Consider the following 25,161-nt stretch of genomic DNA (forward strand, 5'->3'; position numbering starts at 1 on the left):
TACCATATATTTCCTATTATGTAATAATTCATTTATTGCGATCGGTTTATTATAAATGCAACCAAATTATATATAAAATAGTTCAAAATAACACGTTAACTTTCATAACATCGTTTATTAATATCATCATATTAAAGTAATAAAGTTGCTTCTACAGACGGAAGATACTAGTCAAACCTTATACAGCCAGTATCTTTGCAGAGTTTTTATACACAATCCTTATCAAACTTATCCAAATCTATTGATATAAATTTATTTTATTAACTCTTGATCTTTATCGCTTATAATGATATATATATTAACATGAATTTGTTATTTAATATGACATGATAGGGGTTGAAGTTATGAATATAACACTTAGTTGAACTACTACTACGTCGAACATCTATCATTTTCGCGAAAATATCACATGATCCAAACTACGTCTATTTTACGATTTATCAGGAACTTCTTATATTTACTTTCTAGTAATCGTATACATAATTTTGTTGGAGGTAGAATGATGAAACACTTTAAGTATGTTTTTCTTTCGGCCTGTACTGCGGCAACTCTTGTAGTCGGATCTTTGTCTGCATATGCAGCGCCCAAAGTCGCTACGCTACCCATCGCTTCCGTCCAATCGTCCGAAGTAAAGGAAGCTTTAGCGCAAAACTGGATTCCTAATGCACTCCAGGAAAAGGCCGGTTCCTATTCTGCTGTAACGGAAAAAGATTTCAACGATGCACTGTTTGCCGCAAGTAAAGCCGCCGGAGCATCCTTGGACATTACTTTTTCACTAGCCGAGGAGTCTCTCTCTCGCGAGAAAGCGGCTTCCTTGCTGGATAAAATTATTAACGTACCTTATGCTAAGAAATTCGGTTACAACGATATCCCCCTGAATAGTCCTTATGAGTCTTCAATTCTAAATGTCAGACAAGCGGAATTGATGAACGGCATATCATCCCAATCATTCGGGTATGGACAACCACTCACCAACGAAGACGCAGCCGTACTCGCCTATCGAGTGTACAAATACTTACTTCCTTTCACGCTTCCCGAGGCTTCCATAACAGAGATGCAGAAAGCGATGGAATCCGGTCGATTGACATCCGAGGAGCTTGTACAGCAGTATTTAACCAGGATCGAAAAATACGACGATAAGGGACCTGCCTTGAATGCGATCCTTACGTTAAATCCTGAGGCGATCCATATTGCAAAGGCACTTGATGCGGAGCGTGCCGAGAGAGGGCCTCGGGGACCATTGCATGGCATCCCCATTATTGTGAAGGATAATATCGATACAGTGGATATGCCAACTACTTCCGGATGTATTTGCCTTGAAGGTGCGATGGCTCCGGATGACGCAGCACAAGTGAAAAAGCTGAAAGATGCCGGTGCGATTATTTTGGCGAAGTCGAATCTCCATGAATTTGCATTCGGATACACGACTGTAAGCTCTCTTGGCGGGCAGACATTAAACCCTTATGACCTCACTCGTGTACCTGGCGGCTCAAGCGGCGGCACGGGTGCTGCCATCGCAGCCAATTTTGCAGCTGTAGGACTGGGGACTGATACCGGAGGTTCCATACGCGTACCTTCTTCATTCAATAGTCTTGTGGGCATTCGTCCCACGGTTGGGCTTTCCAGCGTTGACGGCATTGCACCGCTTGCTCATGCGCAGGATACAGGAGGCCCTATTGCCCGCTCTGTCGAGGATGCCGCTTTAATTCTGAACGCCACAGCGGGATACGATCCTAATGACGTTTCAACGGCGAAGAGTGTCGGCTTTGTCCCTGAGGATTACACAGCATACCTTGATAAAGAAGGTTTGAAAGGCGCCCGCATCGGTATCGTCCGCGAAGTGTTCGGTACGAATCCCGAAGTTAACAAAGTAATGAATCAAGCGATCGAGGATATGAAGAAGGCAGGAGCCATTATTGTAGACGATGTGAAAATTCCAAACTTCGCCGAAATAAACAAATACGGAAGTTTAAGCGCTTGGGAATTTAAATTCAATTTCAACGACTATTTAAACTCCCTTGGTGCAGAAGCGCCATTCCATTCTTTGGATGACATCATCAAATCAGGAAAGTACCACCCATCCAACGAGCAAATGCTTAAGCAACGCAACAGTCGTGAGTCATTGAATTCTGAAGAGTACAAAGATATTTTGCTTTATCGAACGAAACTTGCACAAGAAGCCGTCCTTAAAATGATGGCGGACAACCAGCTGGAAGCACTCATTTTCCCGACATCAGCAAACCCGCCGGTTAAAATTGACAATACTCAAATGAAAGAGTATCAAAATATTGGTGAAGGTTTTAAACTCAGCACCTTTACTTTCTGGCCAACCGTAACAGTTCCAGCAGGATTTACTTCAGATGGCTTGCCAGTGGGTGTGGACTTCTTTGGCCGGGCCTTCAGTGAAGCGACATTGCTCAAACTAGCCTATTCCTTCGAACAGAACACGCATCACCGTAAAGCGCCGGAAATGACGCCGTAAGCGGAAGATAATAAACTTATGGGTTATTGTTACCCCATCTACGACTAAGAACTTTAATTCATAAGCGCCCCCGTTTTAGGCTAACTCAGCTTAAACGGGGGCGCACTCCCTGTATTATGGCTTTTCCACAAGCTTAGGCGCTATACGATAGTTTGTAGCTTGTTCGTAATCATACGCCATGGCCAGTAAATCGGCTTCACTCCACATTTTTCCTATAAATGCTAAGGCAAAAGGAGAACCGCTTGAATAATATCCTGCTGGTACGTTTACAAGAGGTACACCGGCTGTTGATTTCAGAAACCGTTGTGGCCCCAATATTGTCCTTACTATCAAAAAGCGGCGTTTCTTTAAACATCTGTGGAAAAACTAAGCCATCCAATTTACGCTCGTCCATAACCTCATTAAAGATCTGTAGATATTTGGTTCGGACCTGAACGAAAATGGATAAATCCGGAACGGAGTCCGGATCCGGCAGCGATTCCTTATACCTATCGAACACAGACGGCTTTTGGCCTGTTTTCTCCATCAACTCCGCTACTGATTTAATCGCAGCATTCGGCCCGAGCCGCTCTAAGTATGCTTCCATGTCATAGATAATCAGACTCAATCCCCACAGACCCGGCTGACTTTACATAAGCTGCAAATTCGGTTCCGGCAAAAGGATCAGCGATAACTGTTGCGCCCTGCTTCTCAAGCTCTGCCACTGCACGATCATAGAGCTGGCGTGTTTCCTCCGTTAGCTCCTGATCCCGCCAGCCCGGTCCATAAAGTCCTATGCGTTTTCCTTTTAGGGCGAACGTATTAAGTTTAGAAAGTATAACCATTGCTGGGGATATTCCCTATAGAAGCTACGGTCTTTGGATCTTCATAGTCGCGCTTGCGGCCAATATAATCGAAGGCCCTTATTACTTTATTACTTATACAACCTCAGCAAACGCTTTTAGCTCCGAACAAATTTCATCGCTGTCCGCAACCCAGCCAAAGCCTCTGCGGACGTTTTCCAAAGTTGCCTCATATAGAGTTTCTGACCCTGTCGCTGTGCAATCGGAAACGAGTATAGCGAAGAAATCGAGCATGAATCCGTCACGAAGCGTGGATTCCACACACATATTGGTCCCGACACCCGTCATCAGCAGCGTTTCGCAGCCTAACGCTCTTAGCTTTAGCTCAAGGTCCGTTTTGATAAAAGCGCTGTAACGATGCTTAATGACTTCAATATCCTTATCGGTTGGAGCAACACCAAAGTACTCGGCCCCCCAAGTACCTGTGGTGCATGTATCGTGCTTTCTTCCCTTTCTCCGGCTTAGCCATACCTTTGAATTTGTCGTCTCATCATGAGTCGTTTTAATGAAAATGACAGGAACATCAGCGTTATGAGCTGCGTCGATTAATTTTTGCAAATTCGGAACGATGGCGTAGTGGTTCGTGACGTCCCCGCCGTTTAAAGCACCGGAACCTTGCTCGTGGCAAAAATCGTTCTGCATATCCACCACAATTACAGCACTCTTCTTCAAATCGACAATTTGTTTCCATTCAGCCATAGTTTAATTGCTCCCTTCATATTTCCGATTATTTTATATCTACAACCTCACTCTACACCGCCGGTGTAGAGGTGGCAGCAAACATCGTGTCCAGCCTCCGTACTAATGTACGAAGGAGATTCCACCTGGCACCGGGGACCTGCCTTAGGACAGCGTAATAAGAAAGCACATCGTTTCACATAATTCGCTTGCTCCATTAATCCGGAATCCTCTGCCGCCAATTTTCCCTCCAACGCTGGTATGGAGTTCAAAAGAAGCTGCGTATAGGGATGCTTAGCCCCGCTGTATAAGGTGTCTGAATCTGTAAGCTCTACGATTCTCCCGAAATACATCACCGCGACCCGATCGCTCATATATTCCACGACATTCAGATCGTGCGAGATGAATAAATAACTCAACCGATATTCCTCTTTTAGATCCTGGAGCAAATTGAGTACTTGAGCTTGTATCGATTTATCTAAGGCGGATACGGGTTCATCCGCTATGACCAGCTTGGGATTCAGGATAAGCGCCCGGGCAATGTTCACTCGCTGCCTTTGCCCCCCGCTTAGCTCAAATGGATATTGCTGCGATTGCTTCATCGTTAAGCCGACATCTTGTAGTATTTTTCTCATTCTCGACTCTGCGTGCTTGCCTTCGCCATGCACCCACAGATTAAAACATATATTGTCGGCTACCGTCATTTGTGGATTTAAGGAAGAATACGGATCCTGAAAAATGATCTGAATGTCTTTTCTAAACGGCCTCATTTGCTTTGCCGTATATCGCTGGATCTCCGTTCGCATAAACCGGATCGTCCCCGTATCGGCATCCCCCAAACGCAGGATCAGCCTGGCCAGTGTTGATTTCCCGGAACCGCTTTCTCCTACCAGCCCCAGTGTCTCGCCTTTGTGAATCGTAAGATGGATCTTATCGGCTGCCGTTACTCGAATTTTCTCTCCATTCTTGGATTTACCTGGTACGGAGAAGCTTTTGCTCACATCAATGACCTCAAGCAGCGGTTGTTCCCGTTGTACAGCTGGCTCCATGGCACCGTCCACCTCCGGATTTTCAATGTTTCTCTATATTTTGGAGTCAAACATATCTTGCAAGCTATCGCTAAACAGGTTAAAGGATAAAGCCAATAAAAAGATTACCGTCCCGGGTACAATCGCTACCCAAGGCTGAATGTATAACGAGCTTTGCAAGGATCGCAGCATGCTCCCAAGCTCAGGAACCGGCGGTGTAACGCCCAGGCCCAAGAAACTTAAACCGGTGGAGATGATGATACTTAATCCGAACAATGTAGTTACGAACGACAGAACAGGCCGCATAATATTGCCCAGCAGATGATACCTGATTATCATCCAGTCCCCTGCACCGCTCGCCCTAGCCGCCTCGAAAAACTCGTGTCCCTTTACTTGCTGTACTGAGGTTTCCACGACACGCACGATAGGCGGGATAAAGACGAAAGGCAGCGCAATGAACGAGTTTTGAATGCCAGGTCCTACTGCGGCGGATATGGCAATAGCCAGAACGACGGCGGGAAAGGCGTAGAACACATCCATGGAGCGCATGATGAGCGTATTCATGCGTTTCCCGTAAAAGCCTGCGATAATGCCCAGGGTCAGCCCCACTACACCGGCTATGAGTACAGGAAGCAAGCCCATTAATATCGTAAGTCGGAGCCCGTATAAAACACGAGTGAGCATATCCCGGCCCTGTTCATCTGTCCCTAATACGTGCCCCGGACTGCCGATCTGCTGCAATCGTTCAGTGGCGCTCCCGATATACGGATCGTAGGGAGCGATGAACGGTGCGAAGATCGCAGAAGTAAGCAGCATGGCGATGAATAAACCGGTAATCCACGCAACCGGATCCGACTTGAATTTATTCCATGCCGAGTTGCGTTTAGGTTCTTCTTCCGGAACAGCCGTGCTGGCATCAACCTTCACGTTTTCTCCGATTAATGTGTTTTCTTGCACGATCCTTCACCTCCATGAAGAGCTATGATCTTTGAATACGAGGATCGACCGATGAATGAACCAAATCGATCAAGAGATTCACTAACACAAAGATGAGAGCGATGATCAAGACGCCGCCTTGGATTAGCGGAATATCTCTTAATCCGATTGCTTGATTGAGCAAACTGCCGATTCCGGGCCAGTTGAATATCGTCTCCACCAACACAGAGCCGCTCAGCAAGCTGCCGATTTCCAATCCGGTCACGGTCAGCACCGGTGGAGCAACGTTGCGGAAGATATGCCATAGTACTCGCCCTCTAAGCATCCCTTTGGCTTTTAGGGTAACTACGAATTCCTCCGTCAACACTTGTATCATGCTTGCTCTAACCATTCGCGCCATCATCCCTACCGTCGAGACACCTATCGCAATCGCGGGCATGATGAGATGCTGAAGGGAATCCAGCCATCCTCCGCCCCCGATTTTGTTCATTCCGCTGGACGGCAGCCAATGGAGCTCAACCGAGAATACGACAATAAGAAGAAAAGCGAGCCAGAACGCCGGGACGCTAATCCCCGCTAAGCCTATTGCGCTAACGAGCTTATCGACCCATCCTCCTCTACGAAACGCTGAAATTGTCCCCAGCAGTGTGCCAAAGAAAAAACCGAATAGTCCCGCTGCCGCCCCCAAAATGAACGTATTCCACAATGCCGTCCCCAGCAAGCCGATGACAGGTGAGCGCATGCCGATGGACATACCCAAATTGCCTTGGAGAGCATTCAGGAGCCATATTCCGAACTGCACCGGGAGCGGCTTATCCAGACCTAATAACTCCGTAATTCGCTGCTTGTCTTCGACGGACGCATCCTCCGGAAGCAGAATATTGACGGGATCCCCAGGCATAATGTGTGCGAGGGCAAAAATAATGAGTGAAACCCCTAACAGGGTGGGGATGGCCAGCCCCACGCGCTTCCATGCATATCGGTTCATTTGCGTTATCCCACCTTATTAGGCTTGAAGCCTGTTTTTACTTTTCCACCCAGACGCCCCGGAAATCTGCAAACCATGATGATGGAGGTTCAAAGCCTTTCACCTTCGGGCTTAATGCTCTGAGATTCAGATCATGAACGACAGGTAAATACGCGACATCGTCCTGAATCAACTTGGCGGCCTTCAACAAAAGCTCATCCTGCTTGCTTACATCGACCGTATTTTTCACTTCAGTGATCAGCTTACTTAATTCTTCATTGTTATATCCCATATTATTGCTTCCGCCGGGTGGAGGAGTGATGAAATTCCGTTCGAAGTCGCTCGGGACACGCATCCCCCGGGACATCTCGATCGCATGGACCCCGCTCGGGAACTCTCCTCGTAACGTATTGCTGATCGTGCTCCAGTCATATACATCGAATTTCACCCTGAAGCCAACCTGAGCTAAATTCATCTGAATGTATTCCGCCATCGGGAGCGGCCACATGTTGCCCGAACCGCTGGATGGCATTTGAATCTTTAAATCTACTCCATCCGGATAGCCCGCTTCCGCCAGCAGTTGCTTTGCCTTCTCCGGATTATATTCAAACGTTTTCGCATCCTTCGGGTACCACTTCTGCTCCTGGAAAAAGGGACCGTTCGCTGCAGCACACGCCCCATTTAACAAATTTTCACACAGCCCTTCCTTATCGATGGCAAGAGCGAACGCCTCCCGAACACGGACATCATGAAAGGGAGGAATGGACATATTAGGCTGATAAAACCAAATATGCGCGTAAGGCTTTGTCACAACCTGAAACCCGCTTTGTTTGATTTCAGGGATGGCGTCTGGAGGCGGAACCTCGGCTAGATGGATCTCACCCGATCGAAGAGCTGCATAGCGGGATGCCGGGTCTTGCATCGGACGCACGATCAATTGATCCAGTTTAGCCGGCTCCTTCCAGTATTCTTTGTTCGAGGCCATGACCGTATATTGCCGTTCCTTATACTCCACAAACTTAAAAGGCCCGGTACCTGACGGATTTTTCTCATAGGCATCGCCGTGCTTTCTTACAGCCTCAGGACTCGCGAACAAAATATAAGGAAGTTCGTACAGTATGAAGCCGTCAACCTCCTTGGTGTAGATTTCCAGCGTCAAATCGTCGATTTTCCGATATATATCGATGGAACGGGTTCTGCGGGAGTTAAGAGCGGACATATTGGCGTTATAGTCCGGAGAATCTTTCTTGATTAATCGATCCAGATTAAACACTGCGGCATCGGCATTCCACGGGCTTCCGTCATGGAACTTAACGCCTTCCCTTAAGTGAAAGGTCCATTTCTTTCCATCCACCTCCCAGCTCTTTGCCAATCCGGGAACAATTTCATCCGCCGCTAAAGGATCAAAATTGACTAATCCGTCATAAAGCTGAAATCCGACAAATTTATAGGCTTCCAGCCCTTGCGAGGGCACGACATCCATCGTAGGAAGATCCGAGCTGGTCATCGCTACGATCAATGTCCCCCCCTGTTCAGTCCCTGTTCCCTGCGTTGGGCTTGAAGCTTCATTCGTTGTCGGTGAACCCGTGCACGCTTGTATTAAAAGCATAGTCGCTAACGCCGCCAGAACGTTCATCCTTTTCCTTAGCCTCATCCGGCCCACCTCTTCCTTTGGTCTGTTATCATATCTTCGCTTGTACGAAAGACGGATCATTCATCTGAAAGCATCGAACAGAATGCTGGAGCGGCCTTGAAGATTGAATATAATAATCAGGAACACCGGATAAACACGCATCCGTAGCGATACTGCATCTCGGTGCAAAGCTGCATCCTCTAGGAAGCCGATACGGGACAGGAGGCTGGCCGCCTATCGTTTGCAGCCTTCCTTTTTTTCCGGGAGTCACATTCGCTTCTATCATCGCTTTGGTATACGGGTGCTTCGGTTGTTGAAGAATCGCTTCAACGGACCCTTGCTCCACGATCCGGCCCGCGTACATCACGGCTATTTCATCAGCAACCTGAGCCGCTACGCCTATATCGTGCGTGACGAAGATCATGCTCATACCGGAGCTCCTTCGGAGATCGGATATAAGTCTGAGGATTTGTGCTTGGACGGTCACATCAAGTGCAGTCGTAGGCTCATCAGCCAGCAGCAGCTTGGGACCGCAGGCTATCGCCATGGCGATCATGACTCTTTGCCTCATGCCCCCGCTTAGTTGATGGGGATAGTTGCGAAACCGAAGCTCAGGATAAGGCAGCTTGACCTGATCCAAAAGTTGAACGGCTCGATGCTCCGCTTCTTTGTTCCCTAGTTTTAAATGCTTGCGGATGGTTTCGGTTAACTGAACACCGATCGGGAACACGGGATCGAGAGCCGTCATCGCGTCTTGGAATATCATGGCGATCTCTTTCCCGCGGATCTTTAAGTAGGCATCCTCTCCCATTTGGGTCAACTCGTTACCTTCGAAAATGATTCTGCCCCCGATATTCGTTTTTTTGCTTCTGTTAATGCCCAAGATCGTACGGAGCATCACGCTTTTTCCTGAACCGGACTCGCCCAGAATGGCTAATGCACGGCCTTTCCCTAGAGTGAGAGACACATCGGAAACCGCCTTTGCTTCTCCAAGATCAGTACGAAACGTAACGGACAATTGACTAATATCCAGAAGCCCCATGCCTGTTTCACCCCTTTGTCAACTCTTCCTTAAGTCAATTATATGTTATATATAATAACATTTAAAATACCTTATCCGTATAGATGTGATAACGAAAACTTTTGGAAGCCTTAACATTTCGAAAAAAGTCCAGTGGAACCTCGGGGTATACGCATTTAACTTTGTTTGTGTTATATTATATTACATATAGTTAATTTTGGATTCCGGAAAGGATGTTTTCAATGAACATCGACCATCTGCAAACCTTTCTTACCATTTGCGATTGTAAAAACTTTTCCGAAGCGGCCAAAATGTTATACGTTCCGCAACCGACGATTTCTAACCGTATTCGTTATATGGAAGATTTTCTCGGACATGAATTGTTCGTTCGTGGAAAAAAAGGGGTTCAAATCACCCTTGCAGGCGAAGCTTTATTGCCCTACGCCAAACAAATACTGGATACCTTCGGGGAAGCGGTCAACAAATTGAACAAGCCTTTGGACAAGCAAGAATTAATTATTGGTAGCTCCATCCCTTTTACATTTCCATTAATACTGGATAAAATCCAGGATCTTTTCAGCTTTACGCCAGAGACAAGTCAATCCTTAATACGAATTTATTCTACAGATATGATCAATTCTTTACTCCGCAAAGAAATTGATATGGCTTTTGTGAATAAGCCTATCAAGCACAGGGACGTAGAGACCCATCATATCGGTACGGAAGCCCTTCATCTGGTGCTATCAAAGCATCATCCTATGATCACGCAAAGTGTCTCCAGCCTTCCGTCCATAACCAATCATGAATTTATCGTGTACTACCAACCTTATTACGAATTGTTTCGGGATCACCCCTTGATGAGCTTAGAATATAAGAGGAAGTTTGTAACTAATCATGCGGGGCTGATTAAGCAGCTCATTATTCGCATGAACGCCATATCCTTTCTGCCCCTATCTCTGGTGGAGGGAGAGCTTGAACGGGAAGAACTCACATTTATTCCGTTGAAGGAGGCTCCTTATACCTTGTCTATTCCCTATTTTTTAATTTACCGGCAAAACGAACGTTATTTCGAAGAGATCTTACTGAAGCAGCATGAGAATCAAGAAAAAAAATTCCAGAACATGCTGGAGCAATTGGATCGTTATCCTGGAAATCAAAAAAGAGGTCCTTACTCGATGTAAGGACCTCTTTCAACGGTAACAATTCCTATGCTGGTTACATTTTTAACGATTTATTATAAGCATACGCTCGTCTTTGCCGCCGATACACGAAACCAATCCCGAGCAACAGTACGCCCATAACCCCAAAACCAAAGGAAAGACCTATCACTGTACTAAGTGTACCGAATAAAACCGGATTCGTTAATTGAACAATGCGATTTGACATGGTCCTAATACTCATCCCCATTCCCTGCTCCTCCGGTTGAACAGCTTGAGAGACCATGATTAAACCCATAGGCTGATTAATTCCTGTACATGCTCCCCATATGAAAATAATACCTGCGATAAGCCAGAAATCAGGCTCTAATGTCAATAACAGCAAACATACTGCACCGCTGAATATACTTATCAACATAATCCGGTGGTGCCCGAGAGCATCCATTAAATAGGACGTACAGGGCCGAATCAGTAAGGCCGCCAGCGCAGATATGGAGAGGATCGTCCCGATTTCGCTATACGTTAATCCGATATTCGAAAAATACAAAGGTAAAAAAGTAGTGCGAAGATCGACCAACATAAACAATACGCCATTTAGCAGAATAGCCACCGAAAAGACTTTGTTCTTTCGCAATAGCAAATACCCGCTTCCGTAGCTCTGCATGAATGCTTGCTTCCATGTCTCCGCTTTCCCTGAAGTGTACGTAACGCTCCCCTCGTTCGAAGCCGGAATCTTTAACGCCAGAAGCATTCCCATCAGACTGATCGCAGTAAAAATCCAAAAAACAAGCTGAAACCCGCCAAGTTCCGAAAAGAATCCTCCCGCTGCCGGACCTGCCAATTGTGCAATCGAATTATAGAACGTAAAGCTTGAAATCATTCGATTGCCTTTGCCGCTGCCTTGCTGAGCTGTGGCTGAAAGTGATGCTGCAGCTTGAAGTGCCCCCCAAGAGAACATCCCCCCGACTCCGCTAATTAATTGTCCGCATAAGACAATTGAAATGTTGGAATAAGATCCTCCACCGATCAAATAGGCCCCGCCACTGATCAAGCTTAAGAAAGAACCGACGGTCACAGCTCTCCGTGCCCCCATCTTATCAATCCAGCTTCCAACCGGCATTGCAAAAACAATCGGAATTATAGAATTTAGTGCCATAAATAAGCCCACGGTTAGTGACGAAAAGCCCTGATCGTCAAAGAACAGTGCCATAGTGGGACGCACCATACTGAAGCTTAGCCAATACAAAACAGCTGATAAAAAAATGAACGACATGCTGTTCAAAGAAAAGATCCGACTCCATTTTGATATATTTTTCATCAAGCCCTCCTTGAAGCACTCATTTCTGCTCTTCCTTACCTTGCCATTTCAAATATAGGTTTTTTTTAATTTTACTTAATCACTTGAAATGAAGTAAAATATCAGAAATTTATGATTCTGTCTATTTATTCGTATAATAAAACAATAAGAGACAATATTCGCATAGGATTGGAGTCGGTTAGAACAGCAGAGTAGCTGTTATTACAAGAATTTTCTTTGACAACCGCGCTCGTATATGCTAAATTACTAACTATAAAACAAAGTAATTTCATAGGAATGCTGACCATATGGATGGAAGCCTTCTTCTCTCGTATTTTCATGAGAGTTAAGAAGGCTTTTTTTCATTTGGAGGTTGTATGCTTCCTCAATGGAGGTTAGTTTGATTTTTGGATTTGGTTTAATTTAAACAACTAAGAGATGGAGGTAACAATATGGCACAATCGGTAACACTTTATCCACTTGGCGTCGGAGATGCCTTCACTGCGCGACATTTTTTTGTGAACTGCTTGATCAACGTGGACGGTCGTGAGTTCTTCATTGACTGCCCGGCTTATCTAGGAAAAATGGTTCTTTATAACAATGAGAACGGGGAACAGCAACTCGAGCTTAATCGTTATCGCGAGCTGTTCATTACTCATATGCATGCAGACCATGTCGGCGGACTCGAGGAACTCGCATACTTTCAGTATTACAAAACCGAGAACCCCGTTAAGCTCTATGGTCCAGACTGGCTGCTTCAAGACATTTGGTCTCATTTACGTCCAGCACTTGAGCCTTCTGTGCGTGAAGGAGGCGGGCTTGCTAACTTTGACTGGTTTTTTGACCCGGTTCCGATTGATCATTTCCATGATTTCGGGGACTTCAAAGTCAGCTATACCTACACGCGTCACGTCCCGCGAACGCTAGCTTTCAAATTCGACTTTGGTAATTTCAAGCTTGGTTATGCCCCGGATACAGGATTTGATCATGATTTAATTGCTTGGCTTAATGAGTGCGATTTAATCATCCACGATGCATGGTTCGGCGAAACGGAAGCATTAGGAGGAAACATTCGTAATCTTCACACGCCGATTGCTGATTTGTTAACACTACCAGAGGATTTTCAACGGAAAACGCTCCTGTGCCATTATGCAGACACAGCCTATAGTGACAGTACGGAGAATCCAAGCGAAGAGATTGGTGCCTATCGTTTATTACAGCAAGGAAAAGTATACAAGTTGGTATAAGGTCAGAAATTGCAGGTGATAGAGTCATTTATCCAGGTTTTACGTGAAGCGCCCCAATATAACCCTCACAGATCATCTGTGAGGGTTAATTCATTTCCCTGCTTACCCGTACACTTTTAATTTAAAGCTTGTTTCAGAGCTTTTCCTGCTGAGAAAACCGGAACTTTGCCAGCAGGCAGTTCTATTTCTTGACCTGTTTTACGGTTTCTTCCCATACGCGCTTCACGATCACGTACATCAAAATTACCAAAACCATGGAGCTGAACGTCTTCACCTTGTTTTAAAGCATCAAAAATCGAATCCAACACAGAGGCAACCGCCATTTCTGCATTCTTTTTTGAAAAACCGCTCGATTTTGCGACTTTTTCTATTAAATCGTCTCGATTCATTCTTAACACCTCGCTTCATTTTAATATTATATTCCATTACACAACAGTACATGCCCCTTTCATCACTCTAGAGGGTCTACTCGAACAAAAGAAAAGCTGCTCCTACAACGTTAGGAGCAGCTTGATGCGCATCTTAATAAATTTTCGTAACGTTCTCAGCTTGCGGTCCGCGGTTACCTTGTGTCACATTAAACTGAACACGTTGACCTTCATCCAACGATTTATAACCGTCACCTTGGATCGCACTAAAATGAACGAATACGTCGTCTCCGCCTTCAACTTCGATAAAACCAAAACCTTTTTCAGCGTTAAACCATTTTACTGTACCTGTTTGCATTGTAGTTCCTCCAAAAACAAATTTGTAACATGATCATTTTCCGTAAAATAAAAAAAATTATACCTTGAAAATAATTCCATCATAAAATGTCCTTATTTGAGGCGCAACCTCATATTCGGTCCGATGAAAATAATATACATTTTGAATAAATAGGGATATAATGAATTGAAGTAAAGAAAGTAAAGAAAGTAAAGAACTTAAATTTTCCAAGCTTATACAAATATCTAAATCGCAGGAAACTAAAAGAAGGGTGAATAAGTTGGAAATTTCCAGAATCAGCAGTAAAGGACAAGTCACCATTCCCAAGAGCATTCGTGAATTATTAGAAGTCGATGCGGGGGATCGTATTCTTTTTATAGAGGAAAATGGACGAGCCTATATAACCAAAGCCAGCTTGGTTGCGCTCAATGATTTTCAGCTGACCATGGCAAGGGGTGCTAGAAATCAGGGGATTTCCAAACAGGAATTTGAAAATAAACAGGAAACAAATCAGGAGAATTCCTGGGGCAAGCCCAGGGATAAGAAACAGGTATGAGAAATGAAGAAGCGAAGATCAGAGATTTCTCGGAATTAAGGATTGGGAGGAAAGATAAACATGAAGGTGGAATTATGGTTTACGCCACAGGGACAGCAAGCGATCAATGAATTCGAGAACCATGAGATCATCGAGTCCTTCACAAGGCATATGAAAACACTAACGAAGAAGTATATGGTGCTCACTTCGGTGCCCCTCGACGAGAATCAGGATATCGCTTCCGCGGGTGTTCTGAATGTGCTGGTGCAAACAAAATCTGTGGAAGTGGACATGTTTTTTCGCGAGTTGGGAAGGGATATGAAAAATCCGCTGAACAAACGGTTTGACGGCAAGCTGGGCAACATTTTCAAGGTGAAAGTGGTCAATGAAAAACCTTCGGTATGATGCGCCACCTCTCCATGCTAATCATGGGATGGTCAGTTACTACTCAGTTGGACCATTTGGAGATCCTGGATTTCATCTAAGATCTGTGATATAATAAATTATTGGTTTATATGGAAAACTAAGTCATGCCCTATAAAACGTATCGCGGAATTAAAGGGATACATTTTATAAGGTGTGATTTTTTTCTTTGTGCAGCTCAAAACAATGAATGACATGAGGTGATCTATCTTGTTCACACAAAATCAATGGCTTGACCATCAAATCGATTTTGATAACGCCATGTTTTTGAGAGTACCGGTTTCAGTTTGGCGCGGAAATACATGTATTGATTACGGCGGGTTTATTAAAAATCATGATATTGACGCCGTTTTTATCGCTGGCGATTATTTCCTCAAAAAGGAATTCGGCTTTAAGGTAAGATAAGCACTAAATGGGATGCTAAAGGGTCATGCCCTAAAGTCGTATATCGGTGATTCGCCCCGCTAATTCCGGTATTCAGCCCTTCAAAGCCCTCGTACTTTCTAATGGCATCATAAGGGACCGACCCAAGTAAAATGTGTTCATAGCTTTTGGGAACTAATTTACGCATAAACTTGTCCCCATCCGCTGCCTTGTCAAATCTAAACTTGTCATTCGCTAAAAAGTACTGTCTGGCACACTGCAGAGCCGTTGCAAAAAAAAGAAATTTTACATCCAGACTGTCTAACCCGGTAACTACTTCAAAATCAAATTCCAGATCATCCAAAATGGCTCTCGAATTACTCGCAACCTGCGCGACCCTGTCAGACTCCCGAAGGATTGTATCCATATTTTCAAGGCGCATATTACTCTTCTGACTTAGTGCTTCTCGTCTTTGCTTTAGTTCACTGAACTTATCCATGCCATCCCCATTATTCTAAGTTAGTTTGAATTTTTTAACCAATGAGCAGGAACTTTTAAGTAATGAGGTAATCTAGTATCTTTATTACCTTTAGCCGAGTTAACTTGAGCTTGAGTAAGAAAAATACATCCGGTAAGATTTGCACCTGATAAATCAGCATCTCTTAAGTCTGCACCAATAAAATCCACTTTTCTTAAGTCAGCCCCCCTCAAATTAGATGCAATCAACAATGCCCCTCTTAAATTCATACCTCGCAGGTTAGCACCTTTTAAATTCGCACCTATAAAATCCTTGCGTATCTTGCTTTTCTTATTACTTTGAATGAATTCTTTTCGAATTAATTCACTTGTTTTGAGTAATAAATTATTCACGATTTCTCTGTGGGCGGGTACATCTAAATTTAGAATATCTTTCGGATTAAGATTAGTTAAAGATAAAGTTTTATCAAAAACGCTTTGCAATTCATTCTGGATGGGTTGAGTTTCTTCTAAATCTAAAGCTTGACTTAAGTAGCAAAGCATCTCATGCAACTGTTGAACAATAGGAAATACTGCAAACATTTCCTTTGATAACTCTGGATTCCTTCGCCAATCATTACCTTTGAAAATTTCTTGTGAAACATGTTGTCCTGCACCAAAACATTCATAGGAAACACACCCATGAAAACCTTTATCTCTTAGATGTTCATGTATGCTACAACGATTATCTGGACACAAGTTACGACAAGGGACTCCGCCTTCTTTATTAAAAGCAAAATCTGCTGATTTTGTATAGGGTAATGCCACACAACATAACCCAAAACAATTTTCACAGTCAGACTGCAATTTACTATTCAAAAAACCACTTCCTAAATTAATTCTTATTATAAAGCCAATAAAATATAATTTAATTTTGCAATCAATAATAACTTAAATCTGTTCATTTTAAAAGCTCACAATCCAGCAGTACACTGCTCCATACTTATCCTCCGTAAAATAAAAAGGCCCACCTTGGTACGCATTGTTAAGAGGCGTGGTGGGATCTGTTGATCTCGTTTTACAGGAATTGGATGACAGCGTCAAAGTATGTACAGCATCGAGGGTAAGCCGGAAGCTGCATGCCCTGATTCACCAATTACTTCTTCATCCACGTATCTTCAGGATTCCAATCCAAGGCATTGGTTGTAAACATCCCGAGGTTCTGTACTTTAGGTGTAATGGCGATACCATTTATCAGACTAAACGTTGGGAAACTAATGGCGTATTCATCAAAGACTACTTTTTGCAGTTCAAGAACTGCTTTTTTTGAGGATTCAAAATCAGGCGCGGTTCTTGCATCAGCCAGCAGCTTTTCTACCTTATCCGGGTGGATGATGCTTTTCGCATAAAGTGCTGCGTCCTTGCTCAACAATCTGTTCATCTGGACTATCGTACTAGGTGACAACACTCTATAACTCATAACCATCCCGTCCCACTTATCTCCAATCAGAGCGACCCACTTCGGAGTATCCACACTGATCACTTGAGCATCAATACCTACCTTGGCAAGATAGCTTTGAATAGCGGTCATTTCTTGTACCCTAGGTGCATCCGTTGTGATCTTCGTCTTGAAGCCGTTCGGATACCCTGCCTCCGCCAGCAATTGCTTCGCTTTTTCCGGATCGTAAGGAAATCCCTTCACATCCGGATTGTAATACTGGTGCGAAGAGTTATTCCATTGGTTCGTGGGGACAGCTAATCCTCTCAAGACCGAGTCGGCAATTGCCTTTGAGTCGACTGCATGCATAGCCGCTTGCCTAACCTTCACATTGGCAAACGGGGAATCAGGATTGGCGCTGTCAAACATTAGCCCAACACCTACTAAGGCCCCGGCTATCTTCTCATCCGAGCGGGTCACATATTTTCCTGACTTCTCCAACTCGATATAATCATCAGCATTCATTTGCGTAAAAACATCAGCTTTTCCAGATTTAAATTCAATTGCTGCCGTGTTTCTGTCATAAATAAGGGAGTACTCTATGGCATCCAAATAAGGCTTGCCATTTTGCCAATAGTTTTCGTTCTTCTTAAACTTTAAGGAAACATCCTTCTCCCAACTCACAAACTTGAAAGGCCCCGTACCTACAGGATTGTTGTTGGCCCACTCTTTACCATTCTTTGTAATAGCTGTGGGCGATGCCATCTTGACGTAATAGGCTACAGATTCAAGCAAGCTGTTATTCCATTCTACAAGATTCAGTCGAACGGTGTTCTCATCGATAACATCGATCGACTGTATACCATTGACCTCAGCTCGCTTTGCTTTCTGGTATTCTTCGATATTCCACTTCACGGCTTCCGAATTAAAGTCGGTATTATCGTGAAACTTGATCCCCTTCTTTAATTTAATAGTAATCGTTTTCATTTTGGGATCGGTTTGCCAGCTTTCTGTCAACCACGGTGTAATCTTTCCTGTTTCGTCATAGCGACCAAGCGTTTCAAACACAGGCTGAACAAAGTACAAATTGGAGGATACCCGTTGATCGGCCGGATAACCGATATTGGTAATATTGTCGACCCAAATCATTCTTAACGTGCCCCCATGGCTCGGTTCTGAACTCTTCAGATCATTCGATGCTTCCAGTTTAGAAGTTTCTTGCTTACTGGTTTCTTTGGTGCAACCGGCTAGTACCACGGAGATCAACAGACAAATTGTGAGGCTGGCATAGATAAACTGAGCCACTCCTGACTTTTTTCCCATTTGAACGTTCCCTCTTTCGGTTTAAGTTTTCTGTGGATTCACGGTTCCGATATGCTGTTACCGCCAATCTTAACCCAGACACCGTTCAACAGACAGCAAGAACCTCCTTTCCGGCTAGAAAATGGGGGGGATTTTGCAACATGGCTGAGAATCAAGGTAATGCCGGCAGTACGCGCAGCCTCTTCGATCCAGCGGGACAAAGCGATCTCATCGAACGTGTGTAAAGCGCTTACATTTTGAAACGGATACACAGAAACATCTACTAGCGGCAATGGGTTCGAGGCAAAACCTTTCGTTGGATTTATGATGGACCTATTCGTATGTTACTTCAATTACTTGAGAAATTGGTGTGTTTTTTTTATGAATATGTGTGCTTTTTTAATTTTATTGTTGTATCTACTTTTGCAGCGCAAAGAGGCTGCCTCGCGGCAGCCTTCATTCCTTACAACGATACTATGGACTTATGATCTGCAGTCGTCCTGTTAGCAGGCGCATGTCACTACAGGTTGGACGATAGTAGTCTTTGCCGGAGCTCCTCGGGAATCGGCTCGGCCTTCAGCTTACCGCCATTCAAGGAAACCCAAGCCCGAATTTCGTAGCCTTCCGCAACCAGATTCTCCCCGAGATAAAACGTATGCTCGATCTTAAACACTTTGTTTTTCACTTCCGACACCACGGATACTACCTTCACCCAATCATCGAAGTTCAGCGGCCGGCGAAACTGGCAATGAGCTTCAACTAGCGGAGTTCCCAGACTCTCGTTTTGCTGCTTTCTTGTAGGAAACCCGATGGCTGCAAACATCTCATGGAAAGCCTGATCCATCCACTTATAGAAATTCGGATAGTAGACAATGCCCGCCGCATCCGTTTCAGCGAATCTAACCTTAAATTCCCAAACACTTTTATACATGGCAGCCTCCGATTAAACTTTCCCTATTCCATAGGGAGCACTCTTCTCCGGGGATAAAACGCTTTCATTTCAGCGCCTTTATTTGTACATGTAACTCAATGACTTGCTTGTTTCAATATGGCTTCTTTTAATTTTAACTTTTGAATTTTTCCGCTTGCTGTAGCTGGCAGACTCTCCGTAAACACCACTTGCTTGGGAACCTTGTAATCCGCCAAATGCTGTTTAACGTATGCCAGCATTTCTTCATTTGACGATTGTTCATCCGCTTTTAACTTAATGACGGCGCAAGCAATTTCCCCCATCACCGGATCGGGAAGTCCGATGACCGCGGCTTGCAGCACTTTCGGATGCTGGTACAAGATTTCTTCAATCTCTCCCGGATAAATGTTATATCCGCCGCGAATGATCATCTCTTTCTTGCGTCCCACAAAACGAATATAGCCGTCCGGCTGCATAACCCCCAGATCTCCCGTATAAAACCATCCGTCCTGGTCGATGACCTGGCTCGTTTGTTCCGGATTGTTATAATAGCCTTTCATCACTCCAAAACTTCTGCAAGCGATTTCGCCAACTTCTCCAAAAGGAACCGGTTCCCTGCTGTCATTAACAATTTTGGCTTCGGCTCCGGGAATCGCTTTGCCTATCGTTTCATGAATGTTTTTCTCCGTGTCCTGATAGGCTGTAATCGTTAATGAACCGATTTCGGACATGCCGAAGGAGTTGCAAATGTTCATCCTCATTTTTTCCTTGATCGCCCTTATCGTTTCCGCAGGACACGGAGCCCCGCCAACAACCCCTGTCCGTAAAGAAGACAAATCATAGCTTGCAAAATCGGGATGATTTAATTCAAGAATATACATCGTCGGCACCGCATGATGAACGGTTACTTTTTCTTGTTGAATGAGCTCCAACGCCTCTTTGGCTTTATAAACGTCCATCAGCACGATTTTCGATTGCATCGAAATCGCCGCAAACAGATTGATTCCCATGCCAAAAATATGGAAAAGCGGAGCAGGAATGAGGTAAACATCCTCCGGGCTGCTATGAATACTCTCCCCGATAGTTCTGCCCGACCAGACCATGCCCCGATGGGTAAGCATGGCTCCTTTAGGAAAGCCGGTTGTTCCCGAAGTATAGAGAACACAAAATACATCGCGCACAGGGTCAATTTCCACTAACGCAGGTACATGGTTCCCCGCCTGTTCAATCAGGCTTTCAAGAGAAATGATGCCCTCCTTGTCGAAGCGGACGGAAACCACACCCTGAACCAGGGGAGCAACGGATTCGACCCCAACCTGCTCGTCGAATTCGGCGCTAACAAAGAGAAGCTTGATTCCTGAATCCTTGATGATATGCTGCGCTTCGTGCAAACGATATTTGGTGTTAAACGGGACCAGGATGGCCCCGATTTTGGCAACGGCAAAATAGATCGCAACGGTTTCATGCCAATTGGGCAAGCTTACCCCCACGCGGTCGCCTTGTTTAATTCCCTTCGCGTCCAAAGCGGCGGCGATCCGGTCGGTTTCCTGCAGCAGCTCGGCATAGGTCAGCCTGCGGGTTCGATCGTATACGGCTTCTTTATCAGGCCTCTTTTGAGAGGACGCTTCCAATAATTGATATACATTTAGTAATTCGCATTGACTGCCGGACATCTAACGACTCCCCCTCTAGAGTCTTTCCCAGATGGCGGCAATCCCTTGGCCTCCACCTATGCATACGGAGGATACCCCGTATTTTTTCCCTCTGCGGCCCAGTTCATAGAGTAAAGACAAGCTGATTCTAGTTCCCGAGGCGGCTAGAGGATGCCCCAGGGCAACAGCCCCTCCATTCACATTACCGATCGACGGATCGAAGTTCAGTTCCTTCTGACAAGCTAAATATTGGGCGGAGAAGGCTTCATTGATCTCAACCAAATCCAGTTGATCTATGGTCATACCCGCCTTCTCTAAAGCTTGCCGGATCGCTGGAACCGGACCGATCCCCATGTATTTCGGATCGACCCCGACGACTCCCCAAGAGACCAGGCGCGCGATGGGCTTCAATCCTTTTTGGGCGGCGTAGCTTCCCGATGCGACAATGACAGCTGCCGCCCCGTCATTCATCCCGCTTGCATTCCCGGGCGTCACGACCCCATTTTCGATAAAGCGCGGCTTCAATTTGCCCAATTGCTCCAGACTCGTTTTTCGCGGATGTTCATCGGTATCAATGATTTTAATTCCCTTCCTATCCTGCACGGAAACCGGGACAATCTCTTCGGCAAAATAGCCTTTCTCGATTGCAGCTAGTGCACGTTCATGACTGGACAACGCGTGCTGATCAATCTCCTCGCGCGAAAGCTCATACTTTCGGGCGAGATTTTCTGCTGTAACGGCCATCGTGCACTCGCCGTATGTGTCATAAAGTCCATCCCATAACCAGTCTTCCATCACAGGAGCGCCTAACGCCTTGCCCCAGCGGGTGCCCCGGATGACATGCGGCACCTGGCTCATGCTTTCCGTTCCTCCGGCCAGGACCACATTAGCTTCACCCGTGAGAATATATCGGGCGGCGGTAAGAATGGACTCCAGGCCGGTTCCGCACAGGCGGTTAATCGTCAAGGCCGGGACCGGGATGGGAAGACCCGCTTTCAAACCGACATGGCGCGCCAACAGGTGGGCATCCCGGCTCGATTGCTGAACATTACCGAACACTACTTGGTCGATCTCTTCCGCCTCGATCTTCGCTTTCTTGATTGCCTCTTTGGCCGCAGCAACCCCTAAATCAGTTGCGGAAATATCGCGAAACGAGCCGCAAAATTCCGCAAACGCCGTCCGTGCGCCTTCCAGCAAAACGATATCGGTATTGTTATCCATCGCTTCTCATCTCCCAAGGGCTTTCTATCGACCGACGTAAACAGGCTTGCGCTTTTCGAAGAAGGAAGCCATTCCCTCTTTTCTGTCCTCGGTCTCGAATGTAATGCCAAAACAAACCGTCTCGATGGTCAATGCGTTGTTCAGATCGGTATCGGCTCCGGTATGCAAGGCAGTCTTCATCATCTTCAGGGCAACCGCCGGTTTCTCGGCCAGCTTCGCCGCCCATTCAAGCGCTGTGTCCATCAAGCTTTCCAGCGGCACCACCTTGCTGACCAAACCGTAAGCCTGCGCCTCCTGCGCTTTGATCATATCGCCAAAATAGAGCAGCTCTTTAGCCCGCGCTTGCCCAATGAGCCGCTGCAGCCGCTGTGTACCGCCCCCGCCGGGGATGATCGCCAAGTTGATTTCCGGCAAGGCGATTTTCGCGTTCTCCGAGCAAATCCGGAAATCGCAGCATAGGGCGAGCTCACAGCCGCCTCCCAGTGCGAGTCCGTTGATGGCGGCAATGACCGGCTTGCCGATGTTTTCCAGTTTCTCGAAGGCTTTGCGTGAAATCCGGTTCATCCTGGCGATGCCCGCAGCGTCGAGTTCTTTCATTTCGCTGATGTCGGCGCCCGCCGCGAATGCGCGCTCCCCCTTGCCGGTAATAATGATGGCGCCAATGTCATCGTTATTTTCCAGCTCCTCCAGTATCTCATACAGCTCGCTGAAAAGCTTCTTATTCAAAGGATTCATCGGGGGCCGATTCAGGCTTAGCACCGCAACTCTACCGTTTACTGTCAGTTCCAGGGTTTCAAACTCCATCGTCTTGTTCATCTCCTTTGGATTGTGGGGGTTATTTGTTGTAATCATACCAGCCTGCTCCTGTTTTCTTGCCCAGACGTCCTGCGCGAACCACTCGTTTCAAGGATTGCGGCGCCGCAAAGCGGTCATCCTTGAATTCCTCATAGAAGTAGTCCAGCACATGCAATCCGATATCGACTCCGGCAAAATCTTGCAGTTCAAACGGGCCCATCGGGTAATTGAGCCCCAATTTTACGGCCTTATCTACATCCTCCATCGTCGCGACCCCTTCCTCCACCAGGCGCATCGCTTCGACGAACTGCGGGATCATGACCCGGTTAACGATGAACCCCGGCGAATCCTTCTTCACTTCAATCGGTTCTTTGCCGAAATCCCGGGCCAGGCCCATCAGCGTCGCAACCGTATCGTCGCTTGTGTTATAACCACGAACGACTTCAACCAGCTTCATGATCGGAGCCGGGTTGAAAAAATGCATGCCCGCCACGCGGTCGGCACGTTTCGTCGCTTGCGCGATCGATGTGATCGACAACGAGGACGTATTGGTGGCCAGGATCGCTTCGGGTCCCAGAACAGCGTCCAGCTGACGGAACATGTCCTGCTTGATCTTCATATCCTCAACGATCGCTTCGATGACAACATGGGCCTGCTCCATCCGCGTTAAATCAGAGGTAGCCTCTATGTTAGCCAACGTCGTTTCTTTATCGGCTTCCGTCAGCTTTCCTTTTTCAACCAATCTGGCCAAGATGGAAGCAATTCGGCCTTTTCCTTTATGGACCAGCTCGTCGTTCATATCATATAAAACAACGCGAAACCCTTTCTGAGCCGCAAGCTGCGCTATGCCGCTCCCCATCGTTCCCGCTCCGACAACGCCGATGATACGTTCGTTCATCTTATAAATCTCCTTCTCTAAAATAAGCTCGTATTTTTGTATGCGCTTTATAGTTTAATTATAAAAAATTTAGTTGCATCCAAACACGTTCACGATGTAGGAAAAACGGAATAACTTTTCGTCCACCGTAATCAACTTAATTCGATCAGTCTTTAGCCGCGTACGACCAAACGTGATTGGAGAATACTTTTTCAATTTGCAGATTCGTTTCCATGTAATCGAGCATTCCGATGACTTCCGACATCACGAATGTAAATTGGCGCCGGTACTCCGTAGGATACATTTCCTTGGCCAGCTCAAACGGCGTTTTTGCCCGGAGCTTGATCAGCTCTTTGACTCTGTCCGCCTTTTCATCCATCCTTGAAAGTCTGGAGTCGATCAAGGCCGCATGTTGACCGAACGCCTCTCCGTGACCGGGAAACACGATATCCGCGGCGAGCTCCCGGCATTTCAACAGCGATTCCCGGTACAACGCAAGTGAGGGCAACCGGTTCCCGTCTATATCCGGCTCGACAAGCGCATTGCTTGAAATCTTGGGAAGCAGGTGATCGCCTGCCGCCATTACCTTTCTTTGGCGGTCATAGAACATCAGATGGTCGGGGGAGTGACCCGGCGCGTAAATAGGCTCCAGGCTGTCCAGCCCTTGAATATTCCCTCCCTCATCCACCTCAATGATTTCAGCCGTCACTTTTTCATGTTTATTTTCGACCATACTTCTTTTCATCTGCTCGATACGTTGAGCGCCTAACTCACCGCAGCCCATCTCACGGTACAATGTATCAAAAAAGTCACAGCGAAAGCTTAAATATTCCGGATCCCGAGTAAGCCGAGGAACCGCCAACGGATGGGCCAGGACAGGAATCTTGCAACGCTCCGCAATCCTGTTAATTAATCCGATGTGATCGGGATGATGATGGGTGAGCACAATTCGCTCCAAATCCGTTAATGAATAGCCTAAGTTTCCAAGTGAGCTTTGCAGAATGGCAAACGCTTCATCTGTATTTATGCCGGCATCGATCAAGGTTAACTTGCCGTTCCGCTCAATAACCAACACGTTGACCGGACCGACCGGGAGAAGGGTCGGCAGCGTGATTTGATGGAATCCATAACCGTCCTTATGAACCGAGTACATGGAATGCTCCTCCAATACGGGCTAAAATAAAAAAACGGGATGC

At 45.9% G+C, this 25,161-nt stretch carries 25 protein-coding genes; 6 read left to right on the forward strand and 19 right to left on the reverse strand.

What is annotated here, in order from left to right; genetic code table 11:
- Nucleotides 1–502: 502 nt before the first annotated feature.
- Nucleotides 503–2,482, forward strand: coding sequence for an amidase family protein (locus FKP33_RS05985; RefSeq protein WP_258313383.1), 1,980 nt, complete (start codon nt 503–505; stop codon nt 2,480–2,482).
- A 587-nt stretch (nt 2,483–3,069) separates the two neighbouring features.
- Here the strand turns inward: FKP33_RS05985 and FKP33_RS27610 are convergent.
- The 7 genes from FKP33_RS27610 to FKP33_RS06020 all read right to left on the reverse strand — a co-directional run bounded on the left by FKP33_RS27610 (nt 3,070) and on the right by FKP33_RS06020 (nt 9,608).
- A complete protein-coding gene (locus FKP33_RS27610; RefSeq protein WP_236595826.1) occupies nt 3,070–3,306 on the reverse strand; it encodes a hypothetical protein in 237 nt (78 codons plus the stop codon).
- Nucleotides 3,307–3,399: 93 nt separating this feature from the next.
- Nucleotides 3,400–4,023 carry a cysteine hydrolase family protein gene (locus FKP33_RS05995; RefSeq protein WP_141334187.1) on the reverse strand — a complete coding sequence of 208 codons (624 nt, stop codon included), beginning with the start codon at nt 4,021–4,023 and terminating at the stop codon, nt 3,400–3,402.
- Between the two features lie 47 nt (nt 4,024–4,070).
- The gene (locus FKP33_RS06000) at nt 4,071–5,051 is read right to left on the reverse strand and encodes an oligopeptide/dipeptide ABC transporter ATP-binding protein (RefSeq protein WP_141334189.1); all 981 of its coding nucleotides are present in this window, start codon (nt 5,049–5,051) and stop codon (nt 4,071–4,073) included.
- Nucleotides 5,052–5,084: 33 nt separating this feature from the next.
- Complete coding sequence (locus tag FKP33_RS06005; RefSeq protein WP_141334191.1) at nt 5,085–5,987, reverse strand: ABC transporter permease; 903 nt, start codon at nt 5,985–5,987, stop codon at nt 5,085–5,087.
- 22 nt (nt 5,988–6,009) lie between these two features.
- Nucleotides 6,010–6,954 (reverse strand): ABC transporter permease, encoded by a 945-nt coding sequence (locus tag FKP33_RS06010; RefSeq protein ID WP_141334192.1) that lies wholly within the window; start codon nt 6,952–6,954, stop codon nt 6,010–6,012.
- A 37-nt stretch (nt 6,955–6,991) separates the two neighbouring features.
- On the reverse strand, nt 6,992–8,452 hold the full coding sequence (locus FKP33_RS06015; protein ID WP_181410056.1) for an ABC transporter substrate-binding protein: 1,461 nt from the start codon (nt 8,450–8,452) through the stop codon (nt 6,992–6,994).
- A 163-nt stretch (nt 8,453–8,615) separates the two neighbouring features.
- On the reverse strand, nt 8,616–9,608 hold the full coding sequence (locus tag FKP33_RS06020) for an ABC transporter ATP-binding protein (RefSeq protein WP_141334195.1): 993 nt from the start codon (nt 9,606–9,608) through the stop codon (nt 8,616–8,618).
- Nucleotides 9,609–9,829: 221 nt separating this feature from the next.
- Here FKP33_RS06020 and FKP33_RS06025 point away from each other — a divergent pair, with 221 nt between their 5' ends.
- Nucleotides 9,830–10,768, forward strand: coding sequence for a LysR family transcriptional regulator (locus FKP33_RS06025; protein WP_181410057.1), 939 nt, complete (start codon nt 9,830–9,832; stop codon nt 10,766–10,768).
- 34 nt (nt 10,769–10,802) lie between these two features.
- Here FKP33_RS06025 and FKP33_RS06030 read toward each other — a convergent pair whose 3' ends face one another.
- Entirely contained in the window at nt 10,803–12,062 is a 1,260-nt protein-coding gene (locus FKP33_RS06030) for an MFS transporter (protein WP_141334199.1), read from the reverse strand.
- A 431-nt stretch (nt 12,063–12,493) separates the two neighbouring features.
- Between FKP33_RS06030 and FKP33_RS06035 the strand changes: the two genes are divergently transcribed.
- Nucleotides 12,494–13,288 carry an MBL fold metallo-hydrolase gene (locus FKP33_RS06035; protein ID WP_141334201.1) on the forward strand — a complete coding sequence of 265 codons (795 nt, stop codon included), beginning with the start codon at nt 12,494–12,496 and terminating at the stop codon, nt 13,286–13,288.
- 116 nt (nt 13,289–13,404) lie between these two features.
- Here FKP33_RS06035 and FKP33_RS06040 read toward each other — a convergent pair whose 3' ends face one another.
- Both FKP33_RS06040 and FKP33_RS06045 read right to left on the reverse strand, forming a co-directional pair.
- Nucleotides 13,405–13,677, reverse strand: a complete 273-nt coding sequence (locus tag FKP33_RS06040; RefSeq protein WP_127610806.1) for an HU family DNA-binding protein — start codon at nt 13,675–13,677, stop codon at nt 13,405–13,407.
- A gap of 133 nt (nt 13,678–13,810) precedes the next feature.
- Entirely contained in the window at nt 13,811–14,014 is a 204-nt protein-coding gene (locus tag FKP33_RS06045; protein ID WP_054799707.1) for a cold-shock protein, read from the reverse strand.
- A 250-nt stretch (nt 14,015–14,264) separates the two neighbouring features.
- Between FKP33_RS06045 and FKP33_RS06050 the strand changes: the two genes are divergently transcribed.
- From FKP33_RS06050 to FKP33_RS06060, 3 genes are all read left to right on the forward strand, one after another.
- Entirely contained in the window at nt 14,265–14,549 is a 285-nt protein-coding gene (locus FKP33_RS06050) for an AbrB/MazE/SpoVT family DNA-binding domain-containing protein (RefSeq protein WP_258313384.1), read from the forward strand.
- A 60-nt stretch (nt 14,550–14,609) separates the two neighbouring features.
- Nucleotides 14,610–14,933, forward strand: coding sequence for a hypothetical protein (locus FKP33_RS06055; RefSeq protein ID WP_127610811.1), 324 nt, complete (start codon nt 14,610–14,612; stop codon nt 14,931–14,933).
- Between the two features lie 228 nt (nt 14,934–15,161).
- Nucleotides 15,162–15,356, forward strand: a complete 195-nt coding sequence (locus FKP33_RS06060; protein WP_054799706.1) for a hypothetical protein — start codon at nt 15,162–15,164, stop codon at nt 15,354–15,356.
- Here the strand turns inward: FKP33_RS06060 and FKP33_RS06065 are convergent.
- The 9 genes from FKP33_RS06065 to FKP33_RS06105 form a co-directional block, all read right to left on the reverse strand.
- The gene (locus FKP33_RS06065) at nt 15,343–15,813 is read right to left on the reverse strand and encodes a hypothetical protein (RefSeq protein ID WP_141334202.1); all 471 of its coding nucleotides are present in this window, start codon (nt 15,811–15,813) and stop codon (nt 15,343–15,345) included. The two genes, FKP33_RS06060 and FKP33_RS06065, sit on opposite strands and share 14 nt — an antisense overlap.
- Before the next feature lie 20 nt (nt 15,814–15,833).
- Nucleotides 15,834–16,649 carry a pentapeptide repeat-containing protein gene (locus tag FKP33_RS06070; RefSeq protein WP_141334204.1) on the reverse strand — a complete coding sequence of 272 codons (816 nt, stop codon included), beginning with the start codon at nt 16,647–16,649 and terminating at the stop codon, nt 15,834–15,836.
- A 277-nt stretch (nt 16,650–16,926) separates the two neighbouring features.
- Nucleotides 16,927–18,531 carry an ABC transporter substrate-binding protein gene (locus FKP33_RS06075; protein ID WP_141334206.1) on the reverse strand — a complete coding sequence of 535 codons (1,605 nt, stop codon included), beginning with the start codon at nt 18,529–18,531 and terminating at the stop codon, nt 16,927–16,929.
- A gap of 499 nt (nt 18,532–19,030) precedes the next feature.
- The gene (locus tag FKP33_RS06080; protein ID WP_054797147.1) at nt 19,031–19,441 is read right to left on the reverse strand and encodes an acyl-CoA thioesterase; all 411 of its coding nucleotides are present in this window, start codon (nt 19,439–19,441) and stop codon (nt 19,031–19,033) included.
- A gap of 95 nt (nt 19,442–19,536) precedes the next feature.
- The gene (locus tag FKP33_RS06085) at nt 19,537–21,093 is read right to left on the reverse strand and encodes a class I adenylate-forming enzyme family protein (protein ID WP_141334208.1); all 1,557 of its coding nucleotides are present in this window, start codon (nt 21,091–21,093) and stop codon (nt 19,537–19,539) included.
- A gap of 15 nt (nt 21,094–21,108) precedes the next feature.
- Nucleotides 21,109–22,293: an acetyl-CoA C-acetyltransferase gene (locus FKP33_RS06090; protein WP_127607213.1), complete on the reverse strand. Its 1,185-nt coding sequence runs from the start codon at nt 22,291–22,293 to the stop codon at nt 21,109–21,111.
- Between the two features lie 24 nt (nt 22,294–22,317).
- A complete protein-coding gene (locus tag FKP33_RS06095) occupies nt 22,318–23,097 on the reverse strand; it encodes an enoyl-CoA hydratase/isomerase family protein (protein ID WP_127607211.1) in 780 nt (259 codons plus the stop codon).
- 31 nt (nt 23,098–23,128) lie between these two features.
- The gene (locus FKP33_RS06100; protein WP_127607209.1) at nt 23,129–23,986 is read right to left on the reverse strand and encodes a 3-hydroxyacyl-CoA dehydrogenase family protein; all 858 of its coding nucleotides are present in this window, start codon (nt 23,984–23,986) and stop codon (nt 23,129–23,131) included.
- A gap of 145 nt (nt 23,987–24,131) precedes the next feature.
- A complete protein-coding gene (locus FKP33_RS06105; protein WP_141334210.1) occupies nt 24,132–25,118 on the reverse strand; it encodes an MBL fold metallo-hydrolase in 987 nt (328 codons plus the stop codon).
- Between the last annotated feature and the right edge of the window lie 43 nt (nt 25,119–25,161).

The organism is Paenibacillus sp. tmac-D7 (assembly GCF_006519665.1).
Lineage (GTDB): Bacteria > Bacillota > Bacilli > Paenibacillales > NBRC-103111 > Paenibacillus_G > Paenibacillus_G validus.

What these genes read in the sequence shown, in the direction of transcription:
- FKP33_RS05985 (WP_258313383.1), top strand. Translation starts at nt 503, where the DNA reads ATGAAACACTTTAAGTATGTTTTTCTTTCGGCCTGTACTGCGGCAACT.
- FKP33_RS27610 (WP_236595826.1), bottom strand. Translation starts at nt 3,306, where the DNA reads ATGGTTATACTTTCTAAACTTAATACGTTCGCCCTAAAAGGAAAACGC.
- FKP33_RS05995 (WP_141334187.1), bottom strand. Translation starts at nt 4,023, where the DNA reads ATGGCTGAATGGAAACAAATTGTCGATTTGAAGAAGAGTGCTGTAATT.
- FKP33_RS06000 (WP_141334189.1), bottom strand. Translation starts at nt 5,051, where the DNA reads ATGGAGCCAGCTGTACAACGGGAACAACCGCTGCTTGAGGTCATTGAT.
- FKP33_RS06010 (WP_141334192.1), bottom strand. Translation starts at nt 6,954, where the DNA reads ATGAACCGATATGCATGGAAGCGCGTGGGGCTGGCCATCCCCACCCTG.
- FKP33_RS06020 (WP_141334195.1), bottom strand. Translation starts at nt 9,608, where the DNA reads ATGGGGCTTCTGGATATTAGTCAATTGTCCGTTACGTTTCGTACTGAT.
- FKP33_RS06025 (WP_181410057.1), top strand. Translation starts at nt 9,830, where the DNA reads ATGAACATCGACCATCTGCAAACCTTTCTTACCATTTGCGATTGTAAA.
- FKP33_RS06030 (WP_141334199.1), bottom strand. Translation starts at nt 12,062, where the DNA reads ATGAAAAATATATCAAAATGGAGTCGGATCTTTTCTTTGAACAGCATG.
- FKP33_RS06035 (WP_141334201.1), top strand. Translation starts at nt 12,494, where the DNA reads ATGGCACAATCGGTAACACTTTATCCACTTGGCGTCGGAGATGCCTTC.
- FKP33_RS06040 (WP_127610806.1), bottom strand. Translation starts at nt 13,677, where the DNA reads ATGAATCGAGACGATTTAATAGAAAAAGTCGCAAAATCGAGCGGTTTT.
- FKP33_RS06045 (WP_054799707.1), bottom strand. Translation starts at nt 14,014, where the DNA reads ATGCAAACAGGTACAGTAAAATGGTTTAACGCTGAAAAAGGTTTTGGT.
- FKP33_RS06055 (WP_127610811.1), top strand. Translation starts at nt 14,610, where the DNA reads ATGAAGGTGGAATTATGGTTTACGCCACAGGGACAGCAAGCGATCAAT.
- FKP33_RS06065 (WP_141334202.1), bottom strand. Translation starts at nt 15,813, where the DNA reads ATGGATAAGTTCAGTGAACTAAAGCAAAGACGAGAAGCACTAAGTCAG.
- FKP33_RS06075 (WP_141334206.1), bottom strand. Translation starts at nt 18,531, where the DNA reads ATGGGAAAAAAGTCAGGAGTGGCTCAGTTTATCTATGCCAGCCTCACA.
- FKP33_RS06080 (WP_054797147.1), bottom strand. Translation starts at nt 19,441, where the DNA reads ATGTATAAAAGTGTTTGGGAATTTAAGGTTAGATTCGCTGAAACGGAT.
- FKP33_RS06085 (WP_141334208.1), bottom strand. Translation starts at nt 21,093, where the DNA reads ATGTCCGGCAGTCAATGCGAATTACTAAATGTATATCAATTATTGGAA.
- FKP33_RS06090 (WP_127607213.1), bottom strand. Translation starts at nt 22,293, where the DNA reads ATGGATAACAATACCGATATCGTTTTGCTGGAAGGCGCACGGACGGCG.
- FKP33_RS06095 (WP_127607211.1), bottom strand. Translation starts at nt 23,097, where the DNA reads ATGGAGTTTGAAACCCTGGAACTGACAGTAAACGGTAGAGTTGCGGTG.
- FKP33_RS06100 (WP_127607209.1), bottom strand. Translation starts at nt 23,986, where the DNA reads ATGAACGAACGTATCATCGGCGTTGTCGGAGCGGGAACGATGGGGAGC.
- FKP33_RS06105 (WP_141334210.1), bottom strand. Translation starts at nt 25,118, where the DNA reads ATGTACTCGGTTCATAAGGACGGTTATGGATTCCATCAAATCACGCTG.